This is a genomic window from Acidimicrobiales bacterium (assembly GCA_022452035.1).
Taxonomy (GTDB): domain Bacteria; phylum Actinomycetota; class Acidimicrobiia; order Acidimicrobiales; family MedAcidi-G1; genus UBA9410.
Map to the genome: position 1 here is coordinate 1 of JAKURV010000003.1, position 25,403 is coordinate 25,403.

Consider the following 25,403-nt stretch of genomic DNA (forward strand, 5'->3'; position numbering starts at 1 on the left):
AAACCTCGTCCAGGAATTCCCAGTCGGTCGCAACCGGGTGGTCCACGCGGTGTCCGACGTCTCTTTCGATCTCCGCAAAGGGGAGACCCTGGGCATTGTTGGAGAATCCGGCTGCGGTAAGTCCACGACAGCTCGAGCCTTGGTCCAACTCCCACCGCCTACCAGCGGACGGGTGGTTCTCGACCCCGGCTCCGAAGATGAGATCGACCTGACCGGCCTATCAGGTAACGACCTGCGCGATGTACGGCCGAGACTCCAGATGATCTTCCAGGACCCGATCTCGTCGCTGAACCCACGGCGGCGGGTAAAAGACATCGTCAGTGAGGGTCTCGAAATCTGGTCCGACGGCGACATCGGGACCGAAGGAAGGGAACGAGTCGCAGAAGTCCTCCACGCCGTAGGCATCGACCTGGCAGCGGCGGCCTCCCACCGGCCACACCAGTTCTCTGGCGGACAGTGCCAGCGGATCTCCATCGCCCGGGCGCTCACCGTGAACCCGGAGATCCTGATTTGTGACGAGCCGGTCTCAGCTCTCGACGTTTCAGTCCAGGCAAAGATCCTGAACCTCCTGGAGGACATGAAGGCCCGCTACGACCTGAGCCTCGTGTTCATCAGCCACGACCTGTCGGTGGTTCGCAATGTGAGCGACCGAGTCGTCGTGATGTACCTGGGAAAGCTCTGCGAGGTGGGCGACGCTGACCGCCTCTACGAGGCCCCGACCCACCCGTATACCAGGGCGCTGCTTGCCTCGGCACCCGAGCCGGCCCAATCAGTCGGCGTTGCCGACGCAGTCCTAGGCGACGAAATTCCTTCTCCCACCGACCCGCCGTCCGGCTGTCGATTCCGGACCAGATGTCCGGCGGCCTTCGACAGGTGCGCCGTCGAAGAACCGCAGATGCGACAACTAGGCGAGGACCACTTCGTGGCCTGCCACCTGCCGTCAACCTGATCGCGACGCTGCAAGCGCCTGATCAGCGGACTACACCCTCCCAGGCAGAACGCTCGTCAGCCCGAGGGTCATGAAGTAGACCGCACTGTTCGTCAAGTTCCATGACTACCCGGTCATCCGGTGAGTAACGAGGCCAGACGCCAAGCGTCGACGTGGACGGGTCACCGTCGCGGATAAAAGCGATCCAAGCGTCGTGCATGATTTCGGCCAGTTCAGTCGGTACATCACCGGGCCCCAGGAACACGTCCACTCCCGCCTGGTCAATGGTGTTGAAGGTGAAGGGGATCTCCAAGGCGTGGGCGGCCCCGAACAGGCCGTCAAAGGCCCGAGAATCCCAGGAGAACCGGTACATCCAAGTATCGGCACCGTGGGCACTCCGGTATTCGGCGTGACGGATAGCCGGGATGCCGAACACCAGGTCCGACGCAATGGCACAAGCCACCCATCCGGGCGTGGCATCGCCTAGCCGTCGCCGGTACACGTCAACCAGGGCGTCTGGGTCGTCGGCGATCCTGGCCACCATCTCGGCCGCTTGGTCGGAGTCCATGGCCGACACTCCCCACAGGGCCATCTCGTCCTCGTTGGTGCCGGTTAGCAGGGCCACGTCGGACCCTGCCCCGCTTGCGATCAGGTCCCGGGGGTCGTCGGGAAGGGCCTCGTGGCCCCACACCGGATAGAAGGGCTCCTGGCTTCGGCCCGTCTGCTGGCCACTCTCCTCGGCAACCTTCTCGGCAGCTTCAAGTATCCGTTTCACGTCCATGGACATCAGGTCGTCAGCCGACGGACCACCCAGCTGGTTCAGGAAACTTCCGGCAATCTCGCGGCCGTCATCAGGGTCAAAGGTGTGGTGGGCGGCCCCACTCTGGGCAATAGCCCGGTGGAACAGACCGTCAGTGGTCGACATGGCCAGCATGTTGGTGACGCTGAACGCCCCAGCTGACTCCCCTCCGATGGTGACCCGATCGGGGTCACCGCCGAACGCTTCGATGTTCTCGTGGACCCACTGCAGGGCCGCCACCTGGTCCAGGGTGCCATTGACGCCACAGGTAGCGAAGTCGTCGCCCAGGTGGCCGGCCAGGTCGCAGAACCCGAGGGCTCCCAACCGGTAGTTGATGGTCACCACGACGATGTCGCCCCGGGTAGCAAACGAGGTGCCGTCGTACCAGGGGGTAGCCCCCTGGCCGTGCTTGTAGGCACCGCCGTGGATCCACACGTAGACGGGACGTCGGGCATCGTCACAGGCCGGGGTGACGACGTTCAGGTACAGGCAGTCTTCGTCCCACGGAATCTCGAACCGGTTCGTGAGGCCCTCGCCCGGCAGTTGGGCTGATGCCGGACCGAATCGTCGGGAATCTCGGATGCTGTCCCACGGTTTCGGAGATTCGGGGGCCCTGAAGCGTCGTGATCCGACCGGTGGGGCGGCGTACGGAATTCCAGCGAACAACTGGACGCCTCGACGGTGACGGCCCTGAAGTTCTCCCTGATCGACCAGGGTGATCGGGTAGTCGTCCGGACTTGCATCGGTGGTCATGCGGCGACCTTCAAGGAGGATGAAGACATGTCTGGACGGTACCGGTCAGACATGCCTGGATCCGCTTCCGGGGGCGGGCGTGGCTTCTCCTCGCATCAGTGTTTCCCACAGTTCGGCGTAAAGGCCGCCAGCGTCTCGGAGTTCCGGATGACGTCCGCGTTCGACGATCCGGCCGTCGTCGACCACCACGATTTCGTCCGCGTCGATGATGGTGGAAAGTCGGTGGGCGATGACGATGGCGGCCCGTCCGGCAAGTGCGGCAGCTAGGGCTTGTTGCACGACGGCTTCATTTTCAGCGTCGAGATGACTGGTGGCCTCGTCGAGTATGACTACTGACGGGTCCTTCAGCAGCAGGCGGGCGATAGCCAGGCGTTGCTTCTCTCCACCCGACATGCGGTGGCCACGCTCGCCAACCACCGTGTCATATCCATCGGGCAGGCGTTGCACCACATCGAGGATGCGAGATGCCCGACAGGCCTCATCCAGCTCAGTGTCGGTGGCGTCGGGTCGGGCGTACCGGAGGTTGGCGCCCACCGTGTCGTGAAACAGGTGGGGGTCCTGGGTGACCACGCCGATTCGGGCCCGCAGGTCGTCTTGACGCACTGACCGTATGTCGTGTCCATCGAGGGTGATTGACCCCTCGGTTACGTCATAGAGCCGAGGAACGAGGGAGGCCAGGGTGGACTTTCCAGATCCCGACGGTCCGACGATGGCCAGCATCTGCCCGGGCCGGACTTCGAGGTCGACTTCGTGGAGCACGGTGTGGCCGGGCTTGCCAGGCGCAGCGTCGGTCTCTAGCGAAGCGACCGAGGTTTCGTCGACCGTTGGGTACCGGAATGAAACCTTGCTGAAGACCATGTGGCCGTCGGCGGTAGGGAGGGCCCGGGCATCAGGTGCATCGGCGACAGGGTTAGGGGCGTCAAGCACCTCGAATACCCGTTCAAAGGAAACGAAGGCCGACATGACATCTACGCGGGCGTTGGTTAGCTGGGCTAGTGGCCCGTAGAGCAGGGCAACGAGCACTCCCATGGAAGCCAGCGTGCCGATGGTGATGGTCTCGTTTATAGCTAGCGAACCGCCGACCCAGTAGACGACGGCAGTGCCAACGGCCCCCAGAAGGGTCAGCGCGATGACGAAGGCCCGGCTGAACAGGGCCCCGCGGATCCCAATATCACGGACTCGCCCGGCCCGCTCTTGGAAGCCTTCGGTTTCTTCGTCGGGTCGTCCGAACAACTTGACCAATTGGGCCCCTGAGACGTTGAAACGCTCGGTCATCGTGGCGTTCATCGAGGCATTGAGGTTCATGCCCTCTCGGGTGATACCAGCCACGGTTCGACCGACTCGGCGAGCCGGAAGGATGAACAGCGGGAGCAGGACCATGGCCAGAAGGGTGATCCGCCACTCCAGGAGGAAAAGAGTGACCAAGGTGGTTACTGCCGTAATCCCATTGGAGACGACCGTGCCGAGCGTTCCGGTCAGCGCCCGTTGGGCCCCGATCACGTCGTTGTTGAGGCGGCTGACCAGAGCACCGGTCTGGGTGCGGGTGAAGAACGACAGAGGGAGGCGCTGGACGTGGTCGAACAATGCCACCCGCAGATCGAAGATGAGGCCTTCACCAACCGTGGATGACGCCCACCGTTCCACGAACGACAAGACGGCCTGGGCGAGTGCCGCAGCGACCACTAGCAGGCCGAGCACGGTGAGGCGGTCGCGGTCGCCAACCACGATGGCCTTGTCGATGATTTCCCGAAAGAGGAGGGGTGGGACTACACCGAGCAGCGAGGACAGGGTCACCACGATGAGGAAGCCGGCAACCATCCTCCGGTAGGGGCGGGCGAAACCCCAGACCCGCCTCCTGGTCTCGCGGTCGACCTGTGACGGCGTGTCTGACTGATACGACATCACATGGAGGAGATGCATAGCGTTGCTCACCGCCCGAGCCTACGGAGCACCAGTGCGTCCGGGTAATCTGACGTTCCGTCAGGTATGCGGGAGCCCGGCGGATCCAACCTGGGAGGCATTACAAGCATGGGCCTAGACGCCAACCGACCGTTAGGCGGTCTCAAGGTGATCGAGAGTTCACTGCTCGGCCCCGGCCTGGTGGCCACCTTCCTGGCCGACCTGGGCGCCGACGTGGTCAAGGTGGAGCCGCCGTCTGGTGACTACATCCGGCAGATGACGTGGCCCATCGTGGACGGCACCTCACTGCTCCACCTCCACACCCACCGGGGCAAGCGCAGCATCGCCCTCGACCTCAAAACCGACGACGGCCTCGGGATCTACCGCGACCTGGTGCGAGAGGCCGACGTGGTGGTGGAGGCCATGCGACCGGGTTCGCTGGCCCGCCTAGGGATCGGCTTTGACGATCTTGTAGCCGTCAACCCTCAACTGGTCTTCTGCTCCGTGTCTGGCTACGGCGCCACGGGCCCCTACCGAGACATGCCCAGCCACGGCATCGCCTACGACACGTGGGCCGGTCTCATCGAGCCGGCCGTCGACGACCAGGGGTTCACCCGGATTCCCACGCTGCCCAACATCGGGATCAACGTCGGCCCCCTGATCGGGGCGCTAGGCATCCTGGCTGCCGTCCTCCGGGCCCGCGAGACGGGCAAGGGGACGTGGCTGGAAGTAGCCCAGTCCGACGCCGCGGCCTACATGGACTGGTACCGGATTGAGACCTACCGGGCCTACGACCGGCCAGCCGACGTGGTCACCGGCAACGCCGCCGATGACTACGAGCGCCGCGAGCCGGGCCTGGCCGGCATGTGGGAAGGCGTCCGCTACCAGATTTACGAGGCGTCAGATGGCCACGTCCTCTTTATGGCCTCTGAACAGGCGTTTTGGCGAAATTTCTGCGAGGGAGTTAACCGGATGGACCTCTTCGAGCAGTGGCCCGGCTCCACCTACGCCGACCATGCTCGCCACAACACCGAGCTTCAGACTGAGTTGAAGGCCATCTTCGCCACCCGGACCTGCACCGAGTGGCTGGACTTCTCAAACGAGGCCAACACGCCAATCGCTCCCGTTAACACGCCCCGTACAGCGCCGGACGACCCCCAGTTTTCCTACCGCTTGCCCTTCTACGGCATCGAAGACGTCGGCGCCGAGCAACTTCCCCTACCCATCTACCTGGAGGGCGAGCTGCCACCCACGCCGACCATGGCGCCCCGGGTGGGAGAGCAGACCGACGAGGTCCTGGCCGAACTGGGCCTGTCGCCCGAGCGCATCGCCGAGCTTCGGGCCTCCGGAGCGGTGGGGCCCCGAGAGGGCTAGCCGACCGGGTCACCGGTCGCCCTGAGCCCGGTCGCCGGGTCAGACGTCGAGCCCGAGGACCTGGATTGCGTTCTCCCGTAGGAACTTCGGCCACACCTCGGCTTTGAACGGCACGTCACGCAGTTCAGTGAAGATCCGATCCAGCGAGAGGCCCATGGGGAAGTAACCGGCGTAGAGGATCTTGTCGGCACCTCGGGTGTTGGCGTAGTCGATGATGGCCTTCGGGTAGTGCTTAGGGGCGAAGGCTGAGGTCGAGTAGTAGAGGTTGGGCCACTTCAGCATCAGCTTGACGACGAGGTCCACCCATGGCTCACAACCGTGACGAGTTACGAAGGTCAGGTCCGGAAAGTCGTACATGACCTGGTCGATCAGCTCCACCTTCTGGGGGGCAAACGGCACCCGCGGGCCGGGAATGCCGGCACAGCAAAAGACCGGAAGGTTCAGCTCACAGCACAACTCGTAGATGGCGTACATCTTCGGGTCGTCGATCGGCACCTGTGGATCCCGACCCGCCGGGAACGCAGTAATCGCCCTCAGTCCGTCGTCCCGATGGAGTCGGCGGATAGTGCGGATCGACTCCGGACCGTCGTTGGGGTCGGGCTCATGGCTGGGAATAAAACGGTCCGGGTGCTGCTCGATCATGGCCCGGCCTTCGCTCTTGTTAGGCCCGATGCCGATCATGGCCAATTGCACGTTGTTGCGGTCCATGAACGGGAGGCACAGGTCAGCCCCCTGGGGTGGATCCTGCGGTTCACCGTCACTGTCCCGTGCCTGGTCCGAGAACGGGACGTCCTTGAACATGTACTGGGCCGGAAAGTTCATGGACTTCGAGTCGGCGTCCCTGATCCCGGTGAGGTTGGCGTAGTTGAGTTTGGCGTTCGGCCCGGCCCGGGTGCCCATCATGGTGTCGACGGCCGCCACGTCGGTGGGGAACGTCCCGGTGGTCATGGCCCCATCCTCCGATCTGACGGCCCGTCAGGCAAACCCTGGCGCCGGGAGCGCGGTCAGAAGCCGACGGACGCGAGACTCCCGGTATGGACGACGGGCCAACCGGGCGACGCCTGAGCCGCCTCAGCCGGTCGGTGGCCGACCACCGGGTGCTGGTCACTGGAGCGGGGTCGGGGATCGGTCGGGCCACCGCCCACCTTTTCGCCGACGAGGGGGCAACGGTGGCCGTCACCGACCGGGACGGGGACCGCGTCGACGAGGTAGTAGCCGAAATCGAAGGCGTTGGGGGACGGGCCGCCGGATGGGAGTTGGACGTCACCGACCGGGAGGCCGTCGACCGGGTGGTAGCCGAGGCAGCCGACAGGTTCGGCGGCCTGGACGTGCTGGTCAACAACGCTGGGTTGGCTGCAGGCGCCCTGATCGACGATCCGTCCTACGAGGAGACCTGGCACCTCTCTCTCGACGTCATGCTCACCGCTCTGACCTCCTGCATCCGAGCTGCTCTCCCGCACCTCCGCGAGTCATCCGCCGGCCGGATCGTGAACCTTGCATCCACCGAGGGGGTCGGCGGTTCGGCCGGCCTGTCGGCCTACACCTCGGCCAAACACGGCGTGGTCGGCCTCACCCGAGCCCTGGCCGTGGAGTTAGGCGGGTCAGGCGTCACCGTCAACGCGGTGGGTCCCGGCCCGATCCGTACCGGTATGACGGCGGCCATCCCCGAGGAGAACAAACAGAAGTTCGCTCGACGCAGGGTGCCCGAGCGGCGCTACGCCGAACCCGAGGAGGTTGCACACGGCATCCTCCACCTAGCCCTGCCAGCCTCCAGCTACATCACCGGCCACTTGTTGATGGTCGACGGCGGGATGACCATCAAGAACAACTGACCTCGGACTCACTCAAGGCCAGTAGTCAACCCTGGTAGAGAGCCAGGGCCTCATAGAGCACGGCCGGCACGTCGTCGTTTCCCACCACGTGGATAGCCACCTGAGTGGCAACCAGCGTGCCCTTCTTGTGCTCACGAACATCCCTGATCCGGTTCCGGGCATGAAGCACCGATCCCACGGGAACCGGGGCCAGGAGCCTCATCCCGTCGGCCCCGTAGTTCACGACGTTCTGCTGGCCCGTGATCTTCACGTGACCGGCGCGGTTCAAGGTGGGTAAGAGACTGAGGGTGAAGAAACCATGGGCGATCGGCCCACCGAACGGACCAGCATTTGCCCGCTCAACATCCACGTGGATCCACTGGTGGTCACCGGTCAGGTCAGCGAACTGGTTCACCTTCTCCTGGGTCATCTCGTACTCGGGACCCCAGTCGCTCCACTCTTCGGTGATAACGGAGCGGAGCCCTTCTAGGTCATTAAACGCGATCTCCGGTAGGTCGCTCATCGAGTCATTCTCCTGCAGTCTGCTGATTGATCTATTGCCATTGTGGCCGTCAACCAACGTTCCGAGGCCAACCGGGCGCCCGTTGCCTCGACCAGGCACGGCCCGTCCTAGGGTCGGCGTCCGGCAGATACGACGTGGGGAAGGGAATTCGGGTGGACCGGCACTATCGCGAGGCATGGGAAGAACTGACCGCACCCGGCGCGCCCTTTGCCTGGTCGGTGACCGACGTCCGCGGCGTCCCCACCCGGACATACGACGCTGCCCCGCCGAACATGGCTCAGGTCTGGGCCGGTTCAATAGTTCACGGCGATGCCGATTACCTCGTCTACGAAGATGAGCGGATGTCCTACGCCGAGGCTCACAAAGCGGTCGACGCCCTGGCTGCCCACCTATCCGACGTTGGGGTAGGGCACGGAGATCGGGTGGCACTGGCCCTACGGAACTACCCCGAGTGGGCCCTGGCCTACTGGGCCACCGTGCGTCTGGGAGCCGTGGTGATTGGGATGAACGCCTGGTGGACTGGCCCGGAGCTGGAGTTCGGCCTGGCCGACTCGACTCCCAAGGTCATGGTGTGCGACGCCGAACGTTTAGATCGGGTGATGCCTCATCTCGCCGGGCTCCGATCCAGCGGACCCCTCCACCTGGTAGGTGTTCGGCTTCCCGCCGGGACCAGGCTTCCCGATGACGCCGTTCGGTGGGAGGACGCCCTAGCTGGTGCTGCAGAACACGGACCGGCTCCTGAACCCACCATCGATCCCGATGACGACCTCTGCGTCTTTTACACGTCGGGTACTACCGGCCACCCCAAAGGGGCTGTGCTGACCCATCGTGGTGCCACCTCCAACCTTTTCAACCTGGGTTTCTGGCAGGTCATGGCCGCGTCAGCGGAGGCCCGGGCAGTGGCGGCAGGGGAACCTCCTCCAGGGTCCGAGAAGAAAGCCGGAGAGTCGTACCCCGGTTCAGTATTGGCTGTTCCGCTCTTTCATGTCACCGGCTGTAACTGCTGCCTCCACCCGATCACCGCCGTGGGCGGCAGGCTCACCCTTATGCACCGCTGGGATCCCGAGGTGGCGCTGGAGTTGATTGAACGAGAACGGCCCGCCAGTTTGACTGGAGTGCCGACCATGACCCGTGAGTTGCTCAACAGCCCCGACTTTGAACGACGCGACACTTCCAGCCTTTCCCACGTAGGCGGTGGTGGAGCACCGGTACAGCCCGATCTGGTGCACAAGATCGAGGACCGATTGGAGGGCCGGCCCAGTACCGGCTACGGGTTGACCGAAGTCAACGGGGTCATCACCATCAACGTTGGGCACTTCTTCATGGCCAAGCCGGCCTCGGCAGGTTCACCGTGCCCGATCATGGAGACTCGGATCGTGGCCGAGGACGGTACCGATCAAGGGCCGGGTGAGCACGGCGAGCTGTGGGTCCGCGGCGGAAACGTGTTCCGCGGTTACCTGAACCGACCGGAGGCCAATGCCGAGGCCCTGACCGACGGGTGGTTCCACACCGGTGACATTGGCTACCTGGATGACGACGGCTTCTTGTTTCTCGTCGACCGGGCCAAGGACATGGTTCTGCGCAGCGGTGAGAACGTCTACTCGGCCGAGGTAGAGGCAGCCATCTACGAACACCCGGCAGTGGCCGAAGCCGCGGTATTCGCAGTTCCCGATGAACGCCACGGCGAAGCGGTAGGCGCGGCAATCGTTCTGCTTCCTGGGGCCGAATGTTCAGCCGAGGAACTGCGGGACCACACCCGTCGCTTGATCGCCGTGTTCAAGGTGCCGGAACACCTGTGGTTCCTGGACGAGGCGTTGCCCACTAACGCCAATGGCAAGTTCGTTAAACGCGACCTTCGGGACCGTCTGGTCGGTACACCGAGCAACTGAGGAGGGCCACGTGCCTGACCAGGACGATGCACCGGTCGCCGATGGTGACCCAGATCCGATGGCAGCAGTCATGGCATTGCTGGCCCCCGGGGCTCCGTTTGAGATGGGAACCGAGAAGGTGCTGGGCGTTCCCCTTCAGGTCTTCGTCCAACGGGCTGGTTCACTACGCGAGTTGCTGACATCGTCAACCCGGTTCGGAGACGTTGACTATGCGGTATTCCACGATGGAGACCGTCGCCGGGCAGTGACCTTCACCGAACATGAGCGCCGGGTGGCCTCGGTCGCTGCCGCCCTAGCGGACCGAGGGATCGGGCCTACCGACCGGGTGGCAATCCTGGCCGCCAATTGTCCGGAATGGTTGGAGACCTTTTGGGCAGTGGTGTCGTTGGGGGCGATCGCCGTGGCCTGTAACGGCTGGTGGACCCGTGACGAGGTCGAGCACGCCCTGGCTCATACCCGCCCGGTGCTCCTTGTGGCCGACCGGAAACGCCTGGCTCGACTAGAGGGTGCCGATCCGGGCATGCCAGTCGTCGTGATCGAAGACGACTTCGTCGCACTCCAAGAGTTCTCCCCTGATGCCGCCCTACCCAACGTAGCCATCGACGAGGACCAGCCAGCACTGCTCCAGTTCACCTCGGGGACCACCGGCCAGCCCAAAGCCGCCATACTCAGCCACCGCAGCATCGTTGCCTTCGTCCAGGTCGTCACCTTCCTGGGTGCCGCCCAGGCAGCCTCGGTCGGGGCATCGACGTCCGGCACAACTCGACCTCGTCTAGCCGTATTCCCCATGTTCCACATCTCGGGCCTACAGAGTTCCAGCGTCACCCCGATGGCCACTGGTGCCGGCAACGTCTGGCCCATGGGGAAGTTCGACCCGGCCACCGTGATCCGGCTGACAAACGAAGAACGGATCTACGCGTGGAACGGCACAGCCACCCATATTTTCCGCCTGTTGGAGGATCCGACAATTAAGGATTTGGACGCGACCCTGATCGAGACCGTGGCCATCGGCGGTTCAGCAAGCACCCCAGAGCTCATCCGAGCTACCGAAGAGCGGTTCCCTCACCTAGTGGACACCTTCACCTCCGGCTACGGCCTAACCGAGTCAGGTGGGATGGTCAGCCACGCCAGCAACGAGATGCTGAAGGCCAACCCTGACAGCGTCGGCATAGCCATGCCAACCGTCGAGTTGAAGATCGTCAATGACGATGGCGTCGAGTTGCCCGAAGGCGAGAACGGCTCAATCTGCGTGCGCAGCCCCCTGACCATGATCGGCTACTGGGAAGACGAGGACGCGACAGCCGCGGCGATCCTGTCCGACCGATGGCTACAGACCGGCGACTTCGGCCGTTTGGAAGGTGGCCAACTGTTTCTGGCCAGCCGGCTGCGGGACCTAATCCTCCGCGGTGGTGAAAACGTTTACCCGGCCGAGGTCGAGGCCCGACTTGAACAGCATCCCGCAGTCGCCGAGTGTGCAGTCGGCGGAGTCGACCACCGGACCCTCGGCCAGGAGGTCAAGGCCTACGTCGTGTTGCGCCCCGGGAAAACCCTGGACTTGGAAGAGGTGAGGGCGTTCTGCGCAAAGGTTCTCGCCTCCTACAAGCTGCCTGACCACCTCGAGGTCCTCGAAGAACCCCTGCCACGCAACGCCACCGGCAAAGTGCTTAAGACAGTCCTGCAAGGCGAAGCCGTCCAGACGTTTATCGAAGAGTAGAAACCCGGCGCGGTGAGGCGGCGGGGGCCTGTGGGAGGCTCCGGCCATGGTCGGTGACAACCCCTATCTGGAGGGCGCCCTGGCACCGGTACCCGACGAGGTCCTAGCGCTGGACCTACCAGTGACCGGGACTTTGCCTGAGGAGCTGGAGGGCCGGTGGCTCCGTAACGGCCCGAATCCCCTGGGGCCAACTGATCCGGCCACCCACCATTGGTTCTTAGGGGACGGGATGGTCCACGGCGTGAGGTTGTGCGGCGGCCGAGCCGAGTGGTACCGCAACCGTTGGGTCCGTGGCCCGAGGGTGGCCGAGGCGCTAGGGGAGCCCCACCCCGCCGGGACCTCCTTTGGCGATCGAGACTTCGGGCCCAACACTTCCGTGGGCGGGTTTGCCGGCAAGACGTGGGCCATGGTCGAGGCAGGAACAACACCGATGACCCTGACTTACGAACTGGACACCATCGACTACGACGATTTCGAAGGCACACTCCCGGCCGGCTTCACCGCCCACCCGAAGTTCGACCCGACGACCGGTGAGTTACATGGCGTCTGCTACGCGTACCCCGACCTTCCAGACCGGGTACAGCATGTGGTCGTCGGTCCGGAAGGAACGGTGTCCTCGGTGACCGACGTTCCCGTCGACGGAATGCCCATGGTCCACGACATGTCGCTGACCGAGACAAACGTCCTGATCTACGACCTTCCGGTGTGCCTCGACCTTGAAATGGCCATCGGTGGTTCACCCTTCCCGTTCTCCTGGAACCCAAATCATCCGGCTCGGGTCGGGGTCCTGCCTCGTGCTGGTACGGCGGACGACGTGGTGTGGTGCGAAGCCCCACAGGCCTATGTATTCCACCCTGTCAACGCTTACGACACCGGAGATGGTGGCGTGGTGGTCGACGTGTGCCGGTACAACTCGATGTTTGATCAGGACCGACGAGGACCGGTAGGTGACAGCGCCCCGACACTGGCTCGGTGGACGGTGGATTCGACGACCCGGCGGGTAACCGAGAAGCCTCTCGCTGACGGCCACCACGAGTTCCCGGCCCACGACCCACGGGTCGCCACTAGGTCCTACCGGTATGCGTACACAGCGGACGGCCTGACGCTGGGGCCGACCACCCGTATCGACGTGGAGACCGGTACCTCGGTCATTCACGACCACGGAAAGGGACGTTACGGAGCCGAACCAGTGGTCATCCCCAAGTATCGCTCGACCACCGAGGACGACGTCTGGGTGCTGGTGTGCGTCAACGACCGGGCCGGTGGCCCCGCAGAACTGGTGGTCCTCGACGGAGGTGATCTGGCCAGTCCGCCGGTGGCCCGGGTACACCTCCCCCGCAGGGTTCCGGACGGATTCCATGGTTCATGGATACCCGACTCCTCAGTACCACCACCGTGAGTACCGAACATGCCCAGGCCGAACGAGGCCTCCTATGCGACCTGATGTTGGAGGCGGGTCCCGACGCGCCGACCCTGTGCGAGGGATGGACCACGGCACACCTGGCCGCCCACCTGTGCCTCCGGGAGCGCCGACTCGACGTGGGCCTAGGCCTGGTCTTGCCCGGACCGTTCGCCCACTACACGGCGTGGACCACCGACCGGGTGGCCCAACGGGCCCCCTTCGAGAGCCTCGTCTCCCGGATCCGGTCAGGACCACCAACCCTGGTCCGACCGATCGACGGGCCGATGAACCTGTTGGAGTTCTTCGTCCACATCGAGGACATCCGACGGGCCGTCGAAGGGTGGTCGCTCCGAGAGAACGAGGCCCTCCAGGACGCCCTGTGGCCGTTCCAGCGGTCCCGGACCAAGATGCAGACCCGACGGTTGGACGACGTAGACCTGTCAATCGCCCGGCGGGGCGGGCCGGCCGTCCACGTGCGGTCCGGGATCCGCCAGGTCACGGTGACCGGCGAGCCAGGTGAGCTGGCGCTGTACTTCTTCGGGCGGCGCGACCATGCCGTGGTGGATCTCGACGGCGACCCAGAGGGGATCCGCGAGGTGTCCACCGCTCCGATCGGCTTCTAGGTCGCCGAGGGGAGGCGGGAGATGGTCTCTGATGAACGTCGACCGACGCTGCCCTGCTTGGTGGTCTGCCCACCGGGCCTGGAGGACGTGGTGACCGCCGAGTTGGACGACCTGGGGATCCGGGCGCGGCGGACGGGCAAGGGCTCGATCTCGGCGGACCTGACGACCCGGCAGCTGTACGCCGCCAACCTGTTCCTGCGGTCGGCAACTCGCGTGCTGGTTCGGGTGGCCCGGTTTACCGTGCGGTCCTTCGCCGACCTGGAGCGCTGGATCAGAGAGGTGGACTGGGACCCGTGGATCGGGCCGGAGGATCGGCCACGGGTACGGGTCACCACCCGGCACTCGAAGCTCTGGCACGACGGCGCAGTGGCTGAACGCTTCACCTCGGTGCTGGGCCCGGGGTCCGAAGAGGGACGAGAACAGCTGGTAGTCGTGCGGGCTGTGGACGACCGGTTCACAGTCAGCGTGGACTCCTCGGGGGCACCACTCCACGAGCGGGGGTGGAGGCAGGCCACGGCACGGGCTCCCCTCCGGGAGTCGGTGGCCGCAGCGCTGCTGACCGCTGCTCGGTGGGATCCCACTACGCCCCTCGTCGACCCGCTCTGCGGGTCGGGGACCATCGCCATCGAGGCGGCGCTGCGGGCCACCGGATCCGCCCCTGCCGGTCAGCGGGATCTGGCGTTCCAGTCGTGGCCGGGGTTCGAACCTGGGACGTGGGCCAGCGTCACCGCCGAGGCCGACCGACGGGTCTCCGAGGCCGGCGCGGTGCCATCCATCGTGGCCGCTGACCGCGATGCGGGTGCCATCGAGTCGGCACAGTCCAACGCCCAACGGGCCGGGGTGGAGGACCTCATCGAGTGGCGGCGGGCCCCCATCGCCGACCTGGCCCCTCCCGCCGGCGTCCAGGCAGAGAGCGGCCTACTGGCCACCAACCCACCGTGGGGTGGTCGAGTGTCCGGCGGCGACCTCCGGAACCTCTACGCCACGCTTGGTCGGGTGGCGGCCGAACGGTTCGCAGGCTGGTCCTTGGGAGTACTGGTTGCCGACCGGGGCCTGGCCCGCCAGGTGCGGCCCGGCCTCACCGAGACGCTCGACCTGGAACTCGGCGGCCGACGGGCCTGGTTCCTGACCGGCCGGGTCGGCTAAGGCGACGGAACCTCTGGGTTCAGCCCACGGCGGCGGCGGCCCTCATGTCCGGATGCAGGGCACAGAACAGGGTGCAGGTGCCCGGTTCAGGCGAGTCCAACAGGTAGTTGTCACCATCAGAGAGACGGCGATCCCGCGGCCCCTTATGCCTCTCCACCGGGCCGAGGGATCAGGTAGTCGGGATCAACAGCACGCGGGCCCTCCCGACGGGCCAAGGCGGCGGCCACTGCATCGGCGAGCCGTTCGTCACGGGCCGCCACGTGGGCTGGGTCCCGTTCGGCAAACTCGCCCATCACCTCGCGGGCGAAGAGCTCCATTGACTCACAGATGTGCTCATGACGGTTCCGCCCGGCCTGACTGACGAAAATCACCTGGTCCACGCCAGCCGCCTCGTACTCCCGCAGGAGGTCCCGGACCTGATCGGGGGTGCCGATAGCACCCCGGAGGGCCAGCAGCCCATTGCCCTGCATCTGGGCTCGGAGGTTGCCGCCCAGCTGGGTGGCCGTGTCCCGGTCGAAGCCGTACAGGCTGCGGTTACGGGTGAATTCCTCGTGGACGTCGGTGACGCCGGGACGGTGCTGACCGAACCCGTAGTAATGGGCCAGCGAGTATCCGAAAAAGTGAGCCCCGTCGATGCCACGCTCCAGCGCTGTTTCCTCGTCCTCGTGGCACAAGAAAGGCAGCACGCACGCCACGTTTGGGTTGACGGCGAACCCCGCTGGGACGCAGGCCTCCGAGGCGATGATCTCGTGATACTCGCCGATCCACTGCTCGGCCTCGCCGGGCTCCACGAAGGCGAAGGTCAGGGCGCCCATGCCCTTTTGGGCGGCCAGGTGAATGGTCTCCCGCTGGCTGCACGCCACCCATAGCGGGGGGTGGGGGCGTTGGAGAGGCTTGGGTACCACGTTTCGGGGCGGCATGGACAGCCACGGTCCCTCCCAGCCGGCGAATGGCTCCTCCACCATCATCCGCGTCGCAGCCTCGATGTGGTCCAGCCACTGGTCCCGCTTGGTGGCCCGGTCAATGCCGAAGCCGTCCAGCTCGGCGTTGGACGAAGACTCCCCGGTGCCGAACTCCACCCGGCCCCCGGACACCAGATCCAGGGTGTTGATCCGCTCCACCACTCGCGCCGTGTGGTTGTAGGCCGCCGGGAGCAGCGTGATGCCGTGCCCTAGCCGGATCCGGGACGTGCGCTGGCTGGCCGCGGCCAGGAAAACCTCGGGAGCCGAGCTGTGGCTGTATTCCTCCAGGAAGTGGTGCTCCACCTCCCACACGTAATCGAAGCCCAGGCGGTCGGCCAGCTCCACCTGCTCCAGGGCATCAGTGAAGAGCCGGTGCTCGTCGCCGTCAGCCCACGGTCTAGCCATCTGGTGTTCGTAGAACACGCCGAACCGCATGGGGCGACCCTACGGCTCGCGGTCCGAACAGTTCCGATCGAAGGTCGGGGCGTAAGGTCGAACCATGGATCGGCAGAGGTGGTCGTGGGTCGTTCTCGGCATCGTTGTGGTTGCCGTGGCCGGCTGGTGGTTTGTCCTGCGGTCCGACGCCCCGCCAGCTCCGGACCTAGCCACTGCGGCCGAAACGGCCGCCGCTGCCCAGGCCACCACGACGGCTGCGCCTGCTACGACGGCTGCGCCTGCTACGACGGCTGCGCCTGCTACGACGGCTGCGCCTGCTACGACGGCTGTGCCCACCACGACGGCTGCGCCCACCACGACAGCTGCGCCCGGTCCGGCCGGCACCTGGACGGTCGACCCGACAATCGGATCATTCAACGACTTCACCTCGAACTATGTCGGCTACCGGGTCAACGAGGTACTGGGCAATGGCATCGGTGCGACAACAGCGGTGGGTCGAACGCCGCTCGTGACCGGAACCGTCCAGCTCTCCGAAGACTCCCTGGTGGCTGCCGAAATTGTCGCCGACCTCCGGGGCCTGCGATCTGACAAGTCGTTCCGAGACGGCAAGGTCCAGACGGCGTTGAACACCGACGAACACCCGCGAGCCACGTTCACCCTGGACGGCCCCGTTGTCCTCGGAGACATTCACGGAGACGGTGCCTCGGCCGAGTTAACGGCAGCCGGCACGCTGACCGTAAATGGCCTGACTGCTGAGATGGAGGTGGCGGTTTCAGCCATCCGGGTGGGTGACGTGGTAACCGTGGTCGGCTCCTTCCCGATCGTGCTTATCGACCACGGAGTGGAGGCTCCCAGCGCGTCCATCGTGGTCTCGGTAGAGGACCACGGCACGGTCGAGTTCCAGCTATTCCTGACTCGGTGAGCCGCGAGGTCGATTCGACCGACCCTGGGCGCTCCAGCCCCTTTGGCTCCCTCCGCCACCCGGCTTTCGCTCGGTTTGCCGCCGCCCAGACGCTGTGCGGGATCGCCCAGTTTCTCGGAGGTCTGGCCACTCCGTTCCTGGTCAACGAGCTCACCGACTCCAACACGTGGGTTGGGGCGGCCTCCTTCGTGGCCCTCATCCCAGCCGTGGTGGGAACGCCCCTGTCGGGGACGCTGGCCGACCGGATGGACCGTCGCCGGCTTCTTCTCCTCGGCCTGTCCCTCCAGACGGTGACCATGGCCGCCGTCGTCATCCTGTACACCAGGGGCGACCTGACCCCTTGGCGAATCCTGGCGTTGAACTTCGTCGGAGGCACGGCGGGGTCCTTCCAGTGGGCGCCTATCCAGTCCATGGCCGCCGTGCTTGTTCCCCGCGAATCCCTGATAGCCGCGGTCCGGCTGGTGTCGATCACTTTCACCGTCGGCCGGTCCGTGGGTCCGGCCATCGCCGCTGTGACCCTCGCCTTTCACGGTCCGGGTCTCGCCTTCGCTGTGTCCCTAGGCCTCTACGTGGCAAGCCTGGCCATCCTCACCACGGTGCGGACGTCATGGGTGCCTTCCCGCAGCACCGGCTCCATCGGAGACCAGTTCCGCGAGGGCCTGGCCTACGTTCGAACCCGGCCGGAGATGCGTCTCGCCTTTCGCCTGGCATTCACCGTGGCGGGGCTCGGTGCCGTGTTCGCTTTCTCACTAGCCGCTGGCGTCGCCGACGACCTGTTCGGGAGGGGTGGCGGTGGGCTGGGGGTCCTTTCCACCAGCCTCGGTGTGGGATCCCTCCTGGCCAGCGCCTTCATCAGCGGCCGGGGCGGGCGAATGCCGCGGGCTGTCCTGGAACGGCAAGCCATCCTGCTCTACGGGACCGGTCTACTTATCGTGGCCTCGTCGTCGTGGCTAGGCCTGGGGATGCTCGGCTACCTCCTCACGGGAGCCGCCCACATGCTGCACGGCACCACCCTCAGCACAGCCCTGCAGATGCGGGTCGACGAGGAGTTCCGGGGACGGGTGATGTCGGTGTTCCTTGTGGCCATCCTCAGTGGGATCCCGATCGGTGGTCTGGCCTTCGGGATCCTCGGCGACCTGGTCGGCCTACGGTGGGTGGTCCTGTCGGCTGGCCTGGTGCTATGTCTGGACGGCCTTGTCACCGGGAGGCGCGGGGTCCTCACCCTCCTGGACGAGGAGGGCGAGACGGACGGCTGAGCGTTTGCCGAATCGCTTAATTCGGGGGACAATCGAGACACGCAACGGAGGTCCGCCATGTCCGACAACCAGTCCGAGCAACTCCTCGGTGTGGTCGACGCACTGGACGCCCTGTCTCGGGCCTGCTCGCCGGCTGAGGCCGCCGAACACCTGGACCCGGTCGTTCTGCAGGCCTTCTGGCGCGAATGGCCCCACACCAGCGTCTGGGCCGGGAACCTCTGGAGGACCCTCAACCTGGACCTTGAGGAGCCGGCCAGCGAGCGACTAGATCGAGAGGTCGACGAGGTCGGGGGCAGCGGCTGATGGCCACAATCGCCGACGTCATGACCAAGGACGTGGTGACCCTTTCGTCGGACTCGACGGTCAGCGATGCCGCCCAGGTGATGGTGCGGGGCGGTTTCGGGTCAGTGGTCGTGGTTCACGGCCGCATGCTGCTGGGCATCCTCACCGAACGCGATGTGCTTCGGGCCGCGGCCTCCGAGGACGATCTGCGATCTGCATCGGTGGAACGCTGGATGACGCCGGATCCGGACACCAGCGAACCCGACCTGGATACCGAAGAGGCGGCCGGCCTGATGCTGAGTCGTGGCTACCGCCACCTGCCGGTGGTGGTCGACGGGGACCTGGTCGGCATGGTGAGCCTGCGCGACGTTCTTAGCGCGCGGATCGCCCGGCGCTGATTCAGTAACGGTCCCGACCGGCGTCAGCCGCTCCACATGTCCTCCGATCGGCAGGAGCGCGCCCGTCGGACTAGCGCAGCGTGGACCGCCGGGCTCGTCTACGGGACGGTCCGGACGCTGGTGCGATTCGTGCTCTGGCCCTACCTGCGGACCCGGACCACTGGCCGGGAGAACATCTCACCCGAAGGACCAGTGATCCTGGCGCCCGTCCACAGGTCCAACCTGGACTCGATCATGCTCTCGCCCCTTTCCCGTCGTCGGATACGGGCGTTGGCCAAGGAGAGCCTGTTCACAGTCCCACCACTGGCTTGGGTGCTGGCTTCGTTGGGGGCCTTTCCGGTCCGGCGCGAGACCGCCGATCGGGAGTCCCTGCGAATCGCTCAGGAACTGCTGGTCGACCAGAACGTGCTGCTGGTCTTCCCGGAGGGCACCCGGCACGAGGGTCAACAGGTGGCCGAACTCTTCGACGGGACGGCCTGGCTGGCCGCCAGGACCGGTTCGCAGGTGGTGCCAGTGGGCATCTCGGGTACCGGCGAGGCCATGCCGACCGGAGCCCGTTTCCCCCGGCGCACCCGGGTCCGCATGGTGGTCGGTCCTCCGATCCAGCCACCGGACCCGAAGGCGGCCCGGAGTGCGCTGAGGAATTGGACCGACGGCTTAGTAGTCGCCCTCCAGGCCGTGCAGGACGAGGCCTGCTCGGCCTGATCCCTGTGGCGGACGGCCTCCGATAGCCGGGGGTCAGGGACCCCGTGAAAGGGTCCGCCGATGGAACGCCAGGCGGTCATCGGTCGGGTGGCGGCTGTCGGGGCTGTCTTCCTCATGTCGTTCGGTCCGAGCATCGTCAAGCTGGCCGACGTGGCCGAGATCACCTTCATTTTCTGGAGGCTCCTGGTAGCCGTGGTGTTCTACTCCCTGCTCCTCGTGGTGACCGGACGACGGCTGCTCTGGGAGGACCTCCGACGGTGCATTCCCGGGGGCGTCCTGTTCGGGGTGAACCTTGTTTTCTTCATCCTCACCATGCGCCGGACCAGCGCGGCGAACGCCGTGGTGATCGCGTCTCTCCAACCGGTGGTGCTCATCGGGATTGCCGGCCCGCTGTTCGGCGAGCGCCCCCGCCCGTCGATCTACCTGTGGTCGGCAATGGCCATGGGCGGGGTAGTGGTGGCCATGACGGGAGCCGACGCGACCGGAGTAGCCACGCGCACCGGCGACCTACTGGCCGTAGGCACGATGCTCCTCTTCGCCGCCTATTACGTGGTGTCCAAGCGGAGTCGGGTCAACCTGGACTCAGCCACGTACCAGGTGGGCCTCACGGTGGTCGCCACCCTGACCGTGCTGCCCTTTGCTCCGGTCATGGGCCAGAGCCTGGCTCCGCCGCCGGTCGACCAGTGGACTTGGATCGCTCTCATGGCCGTTATACCGGGGACCGGGCACCTGCTCACCAACTACGCCCTGGGCCATGTACCGATCATCTTGATGAGCCTGGTCGGCCTCCTGTTCACCGCCGTGGCGCCCCTGTACGCCTGGTGGCTGGTCGGGGAGACAATCGGAGGCGTACAGGCCCTCGGCATGGCCCTGGTTATTGCCGCCCTAGCCGTGGTGGTGACCCGTCCTGTGGAGAAGCCCCCCGCTCTCACCGTCGGCTGACCGGTCAGGTTCCGTACTCGCCCCGGAGGAAGCGGAGCATCCACGATGCCACTTCCACCCGGTGGAGTGGGGCGTCCAGCGTGGCCAGGGCGTCGTCCAGCACCCCGGGTGGGCTCGAACTCGTGTAGCGGCCCCGGTAGAGGATGTCGGCGTAGTGGGCATCGAACTCCGGGTGGGCCTGGACGCCCAGCAGGTGGTCGCCGACGGCCAGCACGGCCGCCGGGCAGTGGTCTGAGGAGGCGATCAGCCGGGCCTCACCGGGAAGGTCCAGGACCTGGTCGCGGTGGCAGTAAAAGACCCCCACCGGGTCGGGGCCCGACTCCATCCAGCCCTCGCGGGCGTCCAGGTTGATCGGCCGGTTGCCCAGACCCCACGTTTCCACCCGCTCGACGCGACCACCGAGGGCCTGGGCGATTGCCTGGTGGCCGAAGCACACCCCGACAGTGGGGGCCCGGGCGGCGTCCAGATCGCGAACCAAGTCCAGGAGGTCGTGGATCCAGGGCTCGTCCTCGTACACCCCGCGGACCGATCCGGTGATCAGCCACGCGTCCTGCTCGTCGGCCGATCTGGGAAGGGTGCCGTCCACCACCGGGTAGTCCACGAAGGACACGTCGGGTCGCACCGCTCCGAACAGGTCGGTGAACAGGCGGTGGTAGCCCTCGTAGCGGGGGCGGAGATCCTCAAAGATCTCGTCGCAGCGTAGGAGGCCGATCTGCATCACCCGAAACGTATCGAAACGTGGTGGAGGTGTTCGGTTCGGGCGGCGAGACTCCGGGGATGCGGCGGGGCCTCCTCTACATCCTCTGTGCCCAGGTGATGTGGGGGGTTTCCCCGGCCTTCTGGCGTGGCGTGGCTGACGTTCCGGCGCTGGACGTCCTGGCCCACCGGGCCTTCTGGACGTTCACAGTCCTCCTGGTGGTGCATCTAGTTCGGCGGTCGTGGACCGCCGTCCGGGAGGCCGCCGGGATGCCGTCCGTCCTGGGCCTGGAGGTCCTGGCAGGAGTCCTGATCGGCTCCAACTGGTTGGCCTGGATCTGGGCGGTCAACAACGACATGGTGTTGGAGGGCAGCCTCGGGTACTTCATCACCCCGCTGGTGAGCGTCCTGTTGGGCGTTCTAGTGGTCGGGGAGCGGCTACGCCGGGCCCAGTGGTTGGCTGTGGCCCTCGGCGCGGCGAGCGTGGTGTGGCTTACTGTCGACATGGGACGTCTGCCATGGGTGTCGCTCTTCCTGGCTGGCACCTTCGGCATCTACGGGCTCATCAAGAAGAAGGTCGACCGGCCACCGGTTGACATGCTGGCTATCGAGCTAACTGTGATGCTGCCCGTCACCCTGGGCTACCTCGCCTACCGGACGTCCAGCGGGCACGACGTCCTGTTCTCGGGGACGTCGAGCGAAGTGGTGGTCCTGGTGGCCAGCGGGGTGTTCACTGCCGCCCCGCTGCTGTTCTTTGCTGGCGGGGTCCGGCGGGCACCACTGTCGGTAGTTGGGGTGCTCCAGTACCTCTCACCCTCCATCAACTTCCTGTTGGGCGTGGTGGCCTTCGGTGAGCCATTCGGTTCGGGACGCCTGGTCGGCTTTGCCCTTGTCTGGACCGGATTGGCCGTATTCACCGCCGACGGCCTCCGGTCGGTCAGGCCACCGCGTCGCCGTTGATCAGGGAGGTCAGCCGGCAGCGGTCCGGATCTTGTCGGGGCGGCCAGCCGTTTGTAGCCGTCACCTCGGCGGGTAGGTCAGCCGGCGGCAGCCAGCACCTCGGCGGCGAAGGTCGGAGCCTCGTCGGCCAGGCGCCACCGGCTTAGTGACCGGGCGGCCACTACGTCAGCCCCGTGACTGGCGAGCATGTCGGCCAGCATGTCGGCAGCGCGACCCGGGTTCACGGCATGGGTCATAAAGGCAGCCACCCGTTTGTCCCAGAGTTTGGGGATCTGGTTCACCTTGGCTGCGTCGCCCGGACGGTGGCCGAACAGGATCAGGCCGTCGACCCAGGTGCCCACGAACACCAGGTCGGCCTCAGCCAGTTCCTTGTAGTCGAGGTTGGTGACCGGGCGGACGGCCACGGTGGCGCCGGAGGCCTGCACGGCCCCGCCGATCAACTCTGCGGCCCGTCGAGTGTTTCCGGTACGACTCTGGTGGATCACGACCACGTTCACGGCCACAGTGTGCCCCACCGAAGGGTCGGTTCTACACTCGCCATCATGCCGACCTACGACTATCGCTGCGGGATGTGTGATGCCGTCTTCGAGGTGCGTCAGCCCATGGCCCTGTCGTCGGAGCCGGCAACCTGTCCGAGCGGCCACGAGGGTGCGCGACGCCTGTTGTCGGTATTCGCGGCGGTCGGCGGGACAGAGGCCGCCCGCCCGACAACACCCGCTCCAACCGGCGGTTGCGGCGCGGCCTGCGCCTGCCATCCCGGCTGATGTCGGACCGAACCCGAGGAGAACCCATGGCCAGACGCCTGGAGGGGAAGATCGCCTGCATCACCGGTGCGGGCTCGGGGCTGGGGCAGGCCATGGCTTTCCGGTTCGCCGAGGAGGGGGCCACAGTGGCTGCCCAGGATCTGAGGAGGGAGGCGGCCGACGAGACGGTGCGCCTGTTGGACGGCGCGGGCCACAGTGCCTTCGGCGGCGACGTGTCCGACGAGGACGACATGGGTCTGGTCTTCGGCGAGATCTACGCCGCGTACGGGCACCTTGATATCCAGGTCAACAATGCCGGGGTGGACCGTCTTCCCGGTGACGGTTTCGACGAGATGATGGCCGGCGAGGGCTCCCAGATCTCATTGATGGACCACGCGGCGTTTACGAAGATGCTGGCCATTCACGTCGGCGGCACCTTCCTATGTACCCGAGAGGCGGTGAAGCTGATGGGCGAGGGAGGCGCAGTCGTCAACCTTTCCAGTATCGCCGGCCTGGCCGGATGGGGGCCGATCCACTACGCGGCAGCCAAGGGCGCCGTCCTGGCCTTCACCCGGGCGGCGGCCCGCGAGTTGGGCGCCATGGGAATCCGCATCAACGCCATTGCCCCCGGGGTGATCGACACGCCGATGACGGCCAGGGTCGACGAGGCCCTGCTGGCCCCCATGGTCGGGATGACCCCACTACGGCGTAAGGGCACCGCCGAGGAGATCGCGGCCACTGCCCTCCACCTCGCATCCGACGAGAGCTCGTTCACCACCGGACAGTGGATCTCGCCCAACGGGGGGCTCATCACCATCTGAGGTCTGACCCGGTGGGCACCCGGTCGGTCAGCGGGTCCGGTCCAGGTCTGCTAGTTGTCCGTCGATCTGGGCGGGGTCCAAGCCCATCTCGGCCATGCCGGCAGCCAGGACGTCCCGGTACGTGAGGCTGGGTGGCCCGATTTCCGGCGGGTCGCTGGAGGCCAGCGTGCAGGCCGGCTCGCCGTCAATCTCTGGCATTCCGACCACCAGGTCGATCACGCCGTCCAAGACCCGAACCGCGGTGTCCGGTGGTGGCGGGGTCTCGGGCATTGAGGCCTGGTCTGTTGGACGGTTGTTTTCCTGGGCGACTACGTCGGTCATCTGATCCCAGGTAATGCGCCAGGCTCGGCCGACCACCGGGAGGCGCCCAGGTTCTGGTGGCTCGGCTCGACAGAAACAGCACCCGCCCTGCCACTTTCGGGAATGGCCACCGAAGAACACGGGATGAGGAACCACGACCCGTCGGTCACCGGACGGCGGTGAGGGGTCCCTGGCCCCGCGGTGGGCACCCCAGGCGGGACCGTCGCCGCATCCCGCGAGGTAGGCGAGGAACCGGGCCTCCAGCAGGTTGGACCCGTAGGCCACGTACCAGACGGTGTCAGAGGCGTGCATAGCCGACGTCAGCCAAGGAGGCTGGCCAACGCCTCGGCTGCCCAGTCGTCGGCAGGGGGCGCCTCGTCGTGTAGGCGGTTTAGCCAGGTGAGGCTCACCTTGCCGGCCATGACGGATCCCCCATCGGTGTCCTCGGCAAGTACGCCTGGCTCCCCCCAACTCATCTGCACCCGATAGGTGCCGGCATGGCCCTCCTTGGGCACCAGGTCGGCCGTGGTGAGGCTCCGGGGAGGGGCTGACCCTGTCACCGTGTGGCACCACCCTCGGACGTCCTGCAACGCCACGTTGGGGACGTTCACGTTCAGGACCGAGGGTATTGCCGGTAGGTCGGCTGCGATGCCTCCGACCACCGCCCGGGCCACGGTGGCCGCCGTCGACCACCACTGGTCGATCAGCACCTCGTCGGCGCCCTGGCCCTCGATGCCCCAACCGGTTACGGCTTGGCTGACGGCGATCCCGGTGGTGCCGCCATTCCGGGCTGTGAGGGCCGCCCCGACCGTCCCCGAGTGGTACACAGAGCGGCCGACGTTCATGCCGGGGTTGATGCCGGCCACTACGAGGTCGAACGGGTCGCCGAACAGGCCGAGCCGGCTGTACATGACACACAGCCCCGGCGGGCCGCTCACCGACCAGGAGCGCGGGACCCCATCCACGTGGGCGTCGTGGACTTCGGGGCGCATCAGGTGGAGGGCCCCCAGCGAGGCACCGGCCCCCGAGTACTCGGTGTCGGGGGCCACCACGGTGACATCCCCCACGTCGACCAGGGCCCGGGCCAGATGGTGGAGGCCGTCTGAGTCGATGCCGTCGTCATTGGTGACCAAGATGCGCACAGTCGCCGACCGTACCG

General features: G+C 66.1%; 27 protein-coding genes. 17 read left to right on the top strand and 10 right to left on the bottom strand.

Annotation, left to right across the window (positions count from 1 at the left end; all coding sequences use genetic code 11):
* A partial coding sequence (locus MK181_01800; protein MCH2418527.1) for an ABC transporter ATP-binding protein occupies window positions 1–949 on the top strand: 949 nt, incomplete at its 5' end.
* A 22-nt stretch (window positions 950–971) separates the two neighbouring features.
* Here MK181_01800 and MK181_01805 read toward each other — a convergent pair.
* On the bottom strand, window positions 972–2,480 hold the full coding sequence (locus MK181_01805) for a carboxylesterase/lipase family protein (protein MCH2418528.1): 1,509 nt from the start codon (window positions 2,478–2,480) through the stop codon (window positions 972–974).
* Window positions 2,481–2,525: 45 nt separating this feature from the next.
* Complete coding sequence (locus tag MK181_01810; protein MCH2418529.1) at window positions 2,526–4,412, bottom strand: ABC transporter ATP-binding protein/permease; 1,887 nt, start codon at window positions 4,410–4,412, stop codon at window positions 2,526–2,528.
* A 54-nt stretch (window positions 4,413–4,466) separates the two neighbouring features.
* Here MK181_01810 and MK181_01815 point away from each other — a divergent pair, with 54 nt between their 5' ends.
* Window positions 4,467–5,753, top strand: a complete 1,287-nt coding sequence (locus MK181_01815; protein ID MCH2418530.1) for a CoA transferase — start codon at window positions 4,467–4,469, stop codon at window positions 5,751–5,753.
* A gap of 39 nt (window positions 5,754–5,792) precedes the next feature.
* Here MK181_01815 and MK181_01820 read toward each other — a convergent pair whose 3' ends face one another.
* Window positions 5,793–6,701, bottom strand: a complete 909-nt coding sequence (locus MK181_01820) for an amidohydrolase family protein (protein MCH2418531.1) — start codon at window positions 6,699–6,701, stop codon at window positions 5,793–5,795.
* An 86-nt stretch (window positions 6,702–6,787) separates the two neighbouring features.
* On the opposite strand from MK181_01820, the gene MK181_01825 reads away from it, so the two are divergent.
* The gene (locus MK181_01825; GenBank protein ID MCH2418532.1) at window positions 6,788–7,585 is read left to right on the top strand and encodes an SDR family oxidoreductase; all 798 of its coding nucleotides are present in this window, start codon (window positions 6,788–6,790) and stop codon (window positions 7,583–7,585) included.
* A 25-nt stretch (window positions 7,586–7,610) separates the two neighbouring features.
* Here MK181_01825 and MK181_01830 read toward each other — a convergent pair whose 3' ends face one another.
* Window positions 7,611–8,087 carry a MaoC family dehydratase gene (locus tag MK181_01830; GenBank protein MCH2418533.1) on the bottom strand — a complete coding sequence of 159 codons (477 nt, stop codon included), beginning with the start codon at window positions 8,085–8,087 and terminating at the stop codon, window positions 7,611–7,613.
* Between the two features lie 152 nt (window positions 8,088–8,239).
* Between MK181_01830 and MK181_01835 the strand changes: the two genes are divergently transcribed.
* Genes MK181_01835 through MK181_01855 form a run of 5 tightly spaced genes read left to right on the top strand, consistent with a single transcriptional unit; the run spans window position 8,240 to window position 14,861 of the window.
* Window positions 8,240–9,976 (top strand): acyl--CoA ligase, encoded by a 1,737-nt coding sequence (locus MK181_01835; GenBank protein ID MCH2418534.1) that lies wholly within the window; start codon window positions 8,240–8,242, stop codon window positions 9,974–9,976.
* A gap of 10 nt (window positions 9,977–9,986) precedes the next feature.
* Window positions 9,987–11,690 (top strand): acyl--CoA ligase, encoded by a 1,704-nt coding sequence (locus MK181_01840; protein MCH2418535.1) that lies wholly within the window; start codon window positions 9,987–9,989, stop codon window positions 11,688–11,690.
* A 46-nt stretch (window positions 11,691–11,736) separates the two neighbouring features.
* Window positions 11,737–13,089: a carotenoid oxygenase family protein gene (locus tag MK181_01845; GenBank protein ID MCH2418536.1), complete on the top strand. Its 1,353-nt coding sequence runs from the start codon at window positions 11,737–11,739 to the stop codon at window positions 13,087–13,089.
* Window positions 13,086–13,715, top strand: coding sequence for a TIGR03085 family metal-binding protein (locus MK181_01850; protein MCH2418537.1), 630 nt, complete (start codon window positions 13,086–13,088; stop codon window positions 13,713–13,715). Before MK181_01845 ends, MK181_01850 begins: the two co-directional genes overlap by 4 nt.
* A 21-nt stretch (window positions 13,716–13,736) precedes the next feature.
* Window positions 13,737–14,861 carry a hypothetical protein gene (locus MK181_01855; GenBank protein MCH2418538.1) on the top strand — a complete coding sequence of 375 codons (1,125 nt, stop codon included), beginning with the start codon at window positions 13,737–13,739 and terminating at the stop codon, window positions 14,859–14,861.
* 19 nt (window positions 14,862–14,880) lie between these two features.
* Here MK181_01855 and MK181_01860 read toward each other — a convergent pair whose 3' ends face one another.
* The gene (locus MK181_01860) at window positions 14,881–15,018 is read right to left on the bottom strand and encodes a hypothetical protein (GenBank protein ID MCH2418539.1); all 138 of its coding nucleotides are present in this window, start codon (window positions 15,016–15,018) and stop codon (window positions 14,881–14,883) included.
* A complete protein-coding gene (locus MK181_01865; protein ID MCH2418540.1) occupies window positions 15,005–16,258 on the bottom strand; it encodes an LLM class flavin-dependent oxidoreductase in 1,254 nt (417 codons plus the stop codon). Before MK181_01865 ends, MK181_01860 begins: the two co-directional genes overlap by 14 nt.
* Before the next feature lie 64 nt (window positions 16,259–16,322).
* Between MK181_01865 and MK181_01870 the strand changes: the two genes are divergently transcribed.
* From MK181_01870 to MK181_01895, 6 genes are read left to right on the top strand one after another with little or no spacing between them, the layout of a single operon-like run.
* Entirely contained in the window at window positions 16,323–17,141 is an 819-nt protein-coding gene (locus tag MK181_01870) for a YceI family protein (protein ID MCH2418541.1), read from the top strand.
* Window positions 17,138–18,397, top strand: a complete 1,260-nt coding sequence (locus tag MK181_01875) for an MFS transporter (protein ID MCH2418542.1) — start codon at window positions 17,138–17,140, stop codon at window positions 18,395–18,397. Before MK181_01870 ends, MK181_01875 begins: the two co-directional genes overlap by 4 nt.
* Window positions 18,398–18,454: 57 nt before the next feature.
* Entirely contained in the window at window positions 18,455–18,700 is a 246-nt protein-coding gene (locus tag MK181_01880; GenBank protein ID MCH2418543.1) for a hypothetical protein, read from the top strand.
* Entirely contained in the window at window positions 18,700–19,077 is a 378-nt protein-coding gene (locus MK181_01885; GenBank protein MCH2418544.1) for a CBS domain-containing protein, read from the top strand. Before MK181_01880 ends, MK181_01885 begins: the two co-directional genes overlap by 1 nt.
* Before the next feature lie 36 nt (window positions 19,078–19,113).
* Entirely contained in the window at window positions 19,114–19,782 is a 669-nt protein-coding gene (locus MK181_01890; GenBank protein MCH2418545.1) for a 1-acyl-sn-glycerol-3-phosphate acyltransferase, read from the top strand.
* A 60-nt stretch (window positions 19,783–19,842) separates the two neighbouring features.
* Window positions 19,843–20,724: a DMT family transporter gene (locus tag MK181_01895; protein MCH2418546.1), complete on the top strand. Its 882-nt coding sequence runs from the start codon at window positions 19,843–19,845 to the stop codon at window positions 20,722–20,724.
* Between the two features lie 4 nt (window positions 20,725–20,728).
* Here MK181_01895 and MK181_01900 read toward each other — a convergent pair whose 3' ends face one another.
* Entirely contained in the window at window positions 20,729–21,442 is a 714-nt protein-coding gene (locus tag MK181_01900) for a hypothetical protein (protein ID MCH2418547.1), read from the bottom strand.
* A gap of 20 nt (window positions 21,443–21,462) precedes the next feature.
* Between MK181_01900 and rarD the strand changes: the two genes are divergently transcribed.
* Window positions 21,463–22,380: an EamA family transporter RarD gene (gene rarD / locus MK181_01905; GenBank protein ID MCH2418548.1), complete on the top strand. Its 918-nt coding sequence runs from the start codon at window positions 21,463–21,465 to the stop codon at window positions 22,378–22,380.
* A 77-nt stretch (window positions 22,381–22,457) separates the two neighbouring features.
* On the opposite strand, the gene MK181_01910 is transcribed toward rarD, so the two are convergent.
* A complete protein-coding gene (locus MK181_01910) occupies window positions 22,458–22,877 on the bottom strand; it encodes a hypothetical protein (protein MCH2418549.1) in 420 nt (139 codons plus the stop codon).
* Between the two features lie 45 nt (window positions 22,878–22,922).
* On the opposite strand from MK181_01910, the gene MK181_01915 reads away from it, so the two are divergent.
* Together MK181_01915 and MK181_01920 are read left to right on the top strand one after the other, a co-directional pair.
* Window positions 22,923–23,144, top strand: coding sequence for a zinc ribbon domain-containing protein (locus tag MK181_01915; GenBank protein ID MCH2418550.1), 222 nt, complete (start codon window positions 22,923–22,925; stop codon window positions 23,142–23,144).
* Between the two features lie 26 nt (window positions 23,145–23,170).
* Window positions 23,171–23,944 (top strand): SDR family oxidoreductase, encoded by a 774-nt coding sequence (locus MK181_01920; GenBank protein ID MCH2418551.1) that lies wholly within the window; start codon window positions 23,171–23,173, stop codon window positions 23,942–23,944.
* 27 nt (window positions 23,945–23,971) lie between these two features.
* On the opposite strand, the gene MK181_01925 is transcribed toward MK181_01920, so the two are convergent.
* Both MK181_01925 and MK181_01930 read right to left on the bottom strand, forming a co-directional pair.
* On the bottom strand, window positions 23,972–24,556 hold the full coding sequence (locus MK181_01925; protein ID MCH2418552.1) for a hypothetical protein: 585 nt from the start codon (window positions 24,554–24,556) through the stop codon (window positions 23,972–23,974).
* Window positions 24,557–24,564: 8 nt separating this feature from the next.
* Entirely contained in the window at window positions 24,565–25,386 is an 822-nt protein-coding gene (locus MK181_01930; protein ID MCH2418553.1) for a 5'/3'-nucleotidase SurE, read from the bottom strand.
* Window positions 25,387–25,403: the final 17 nt, after the last annotated feature.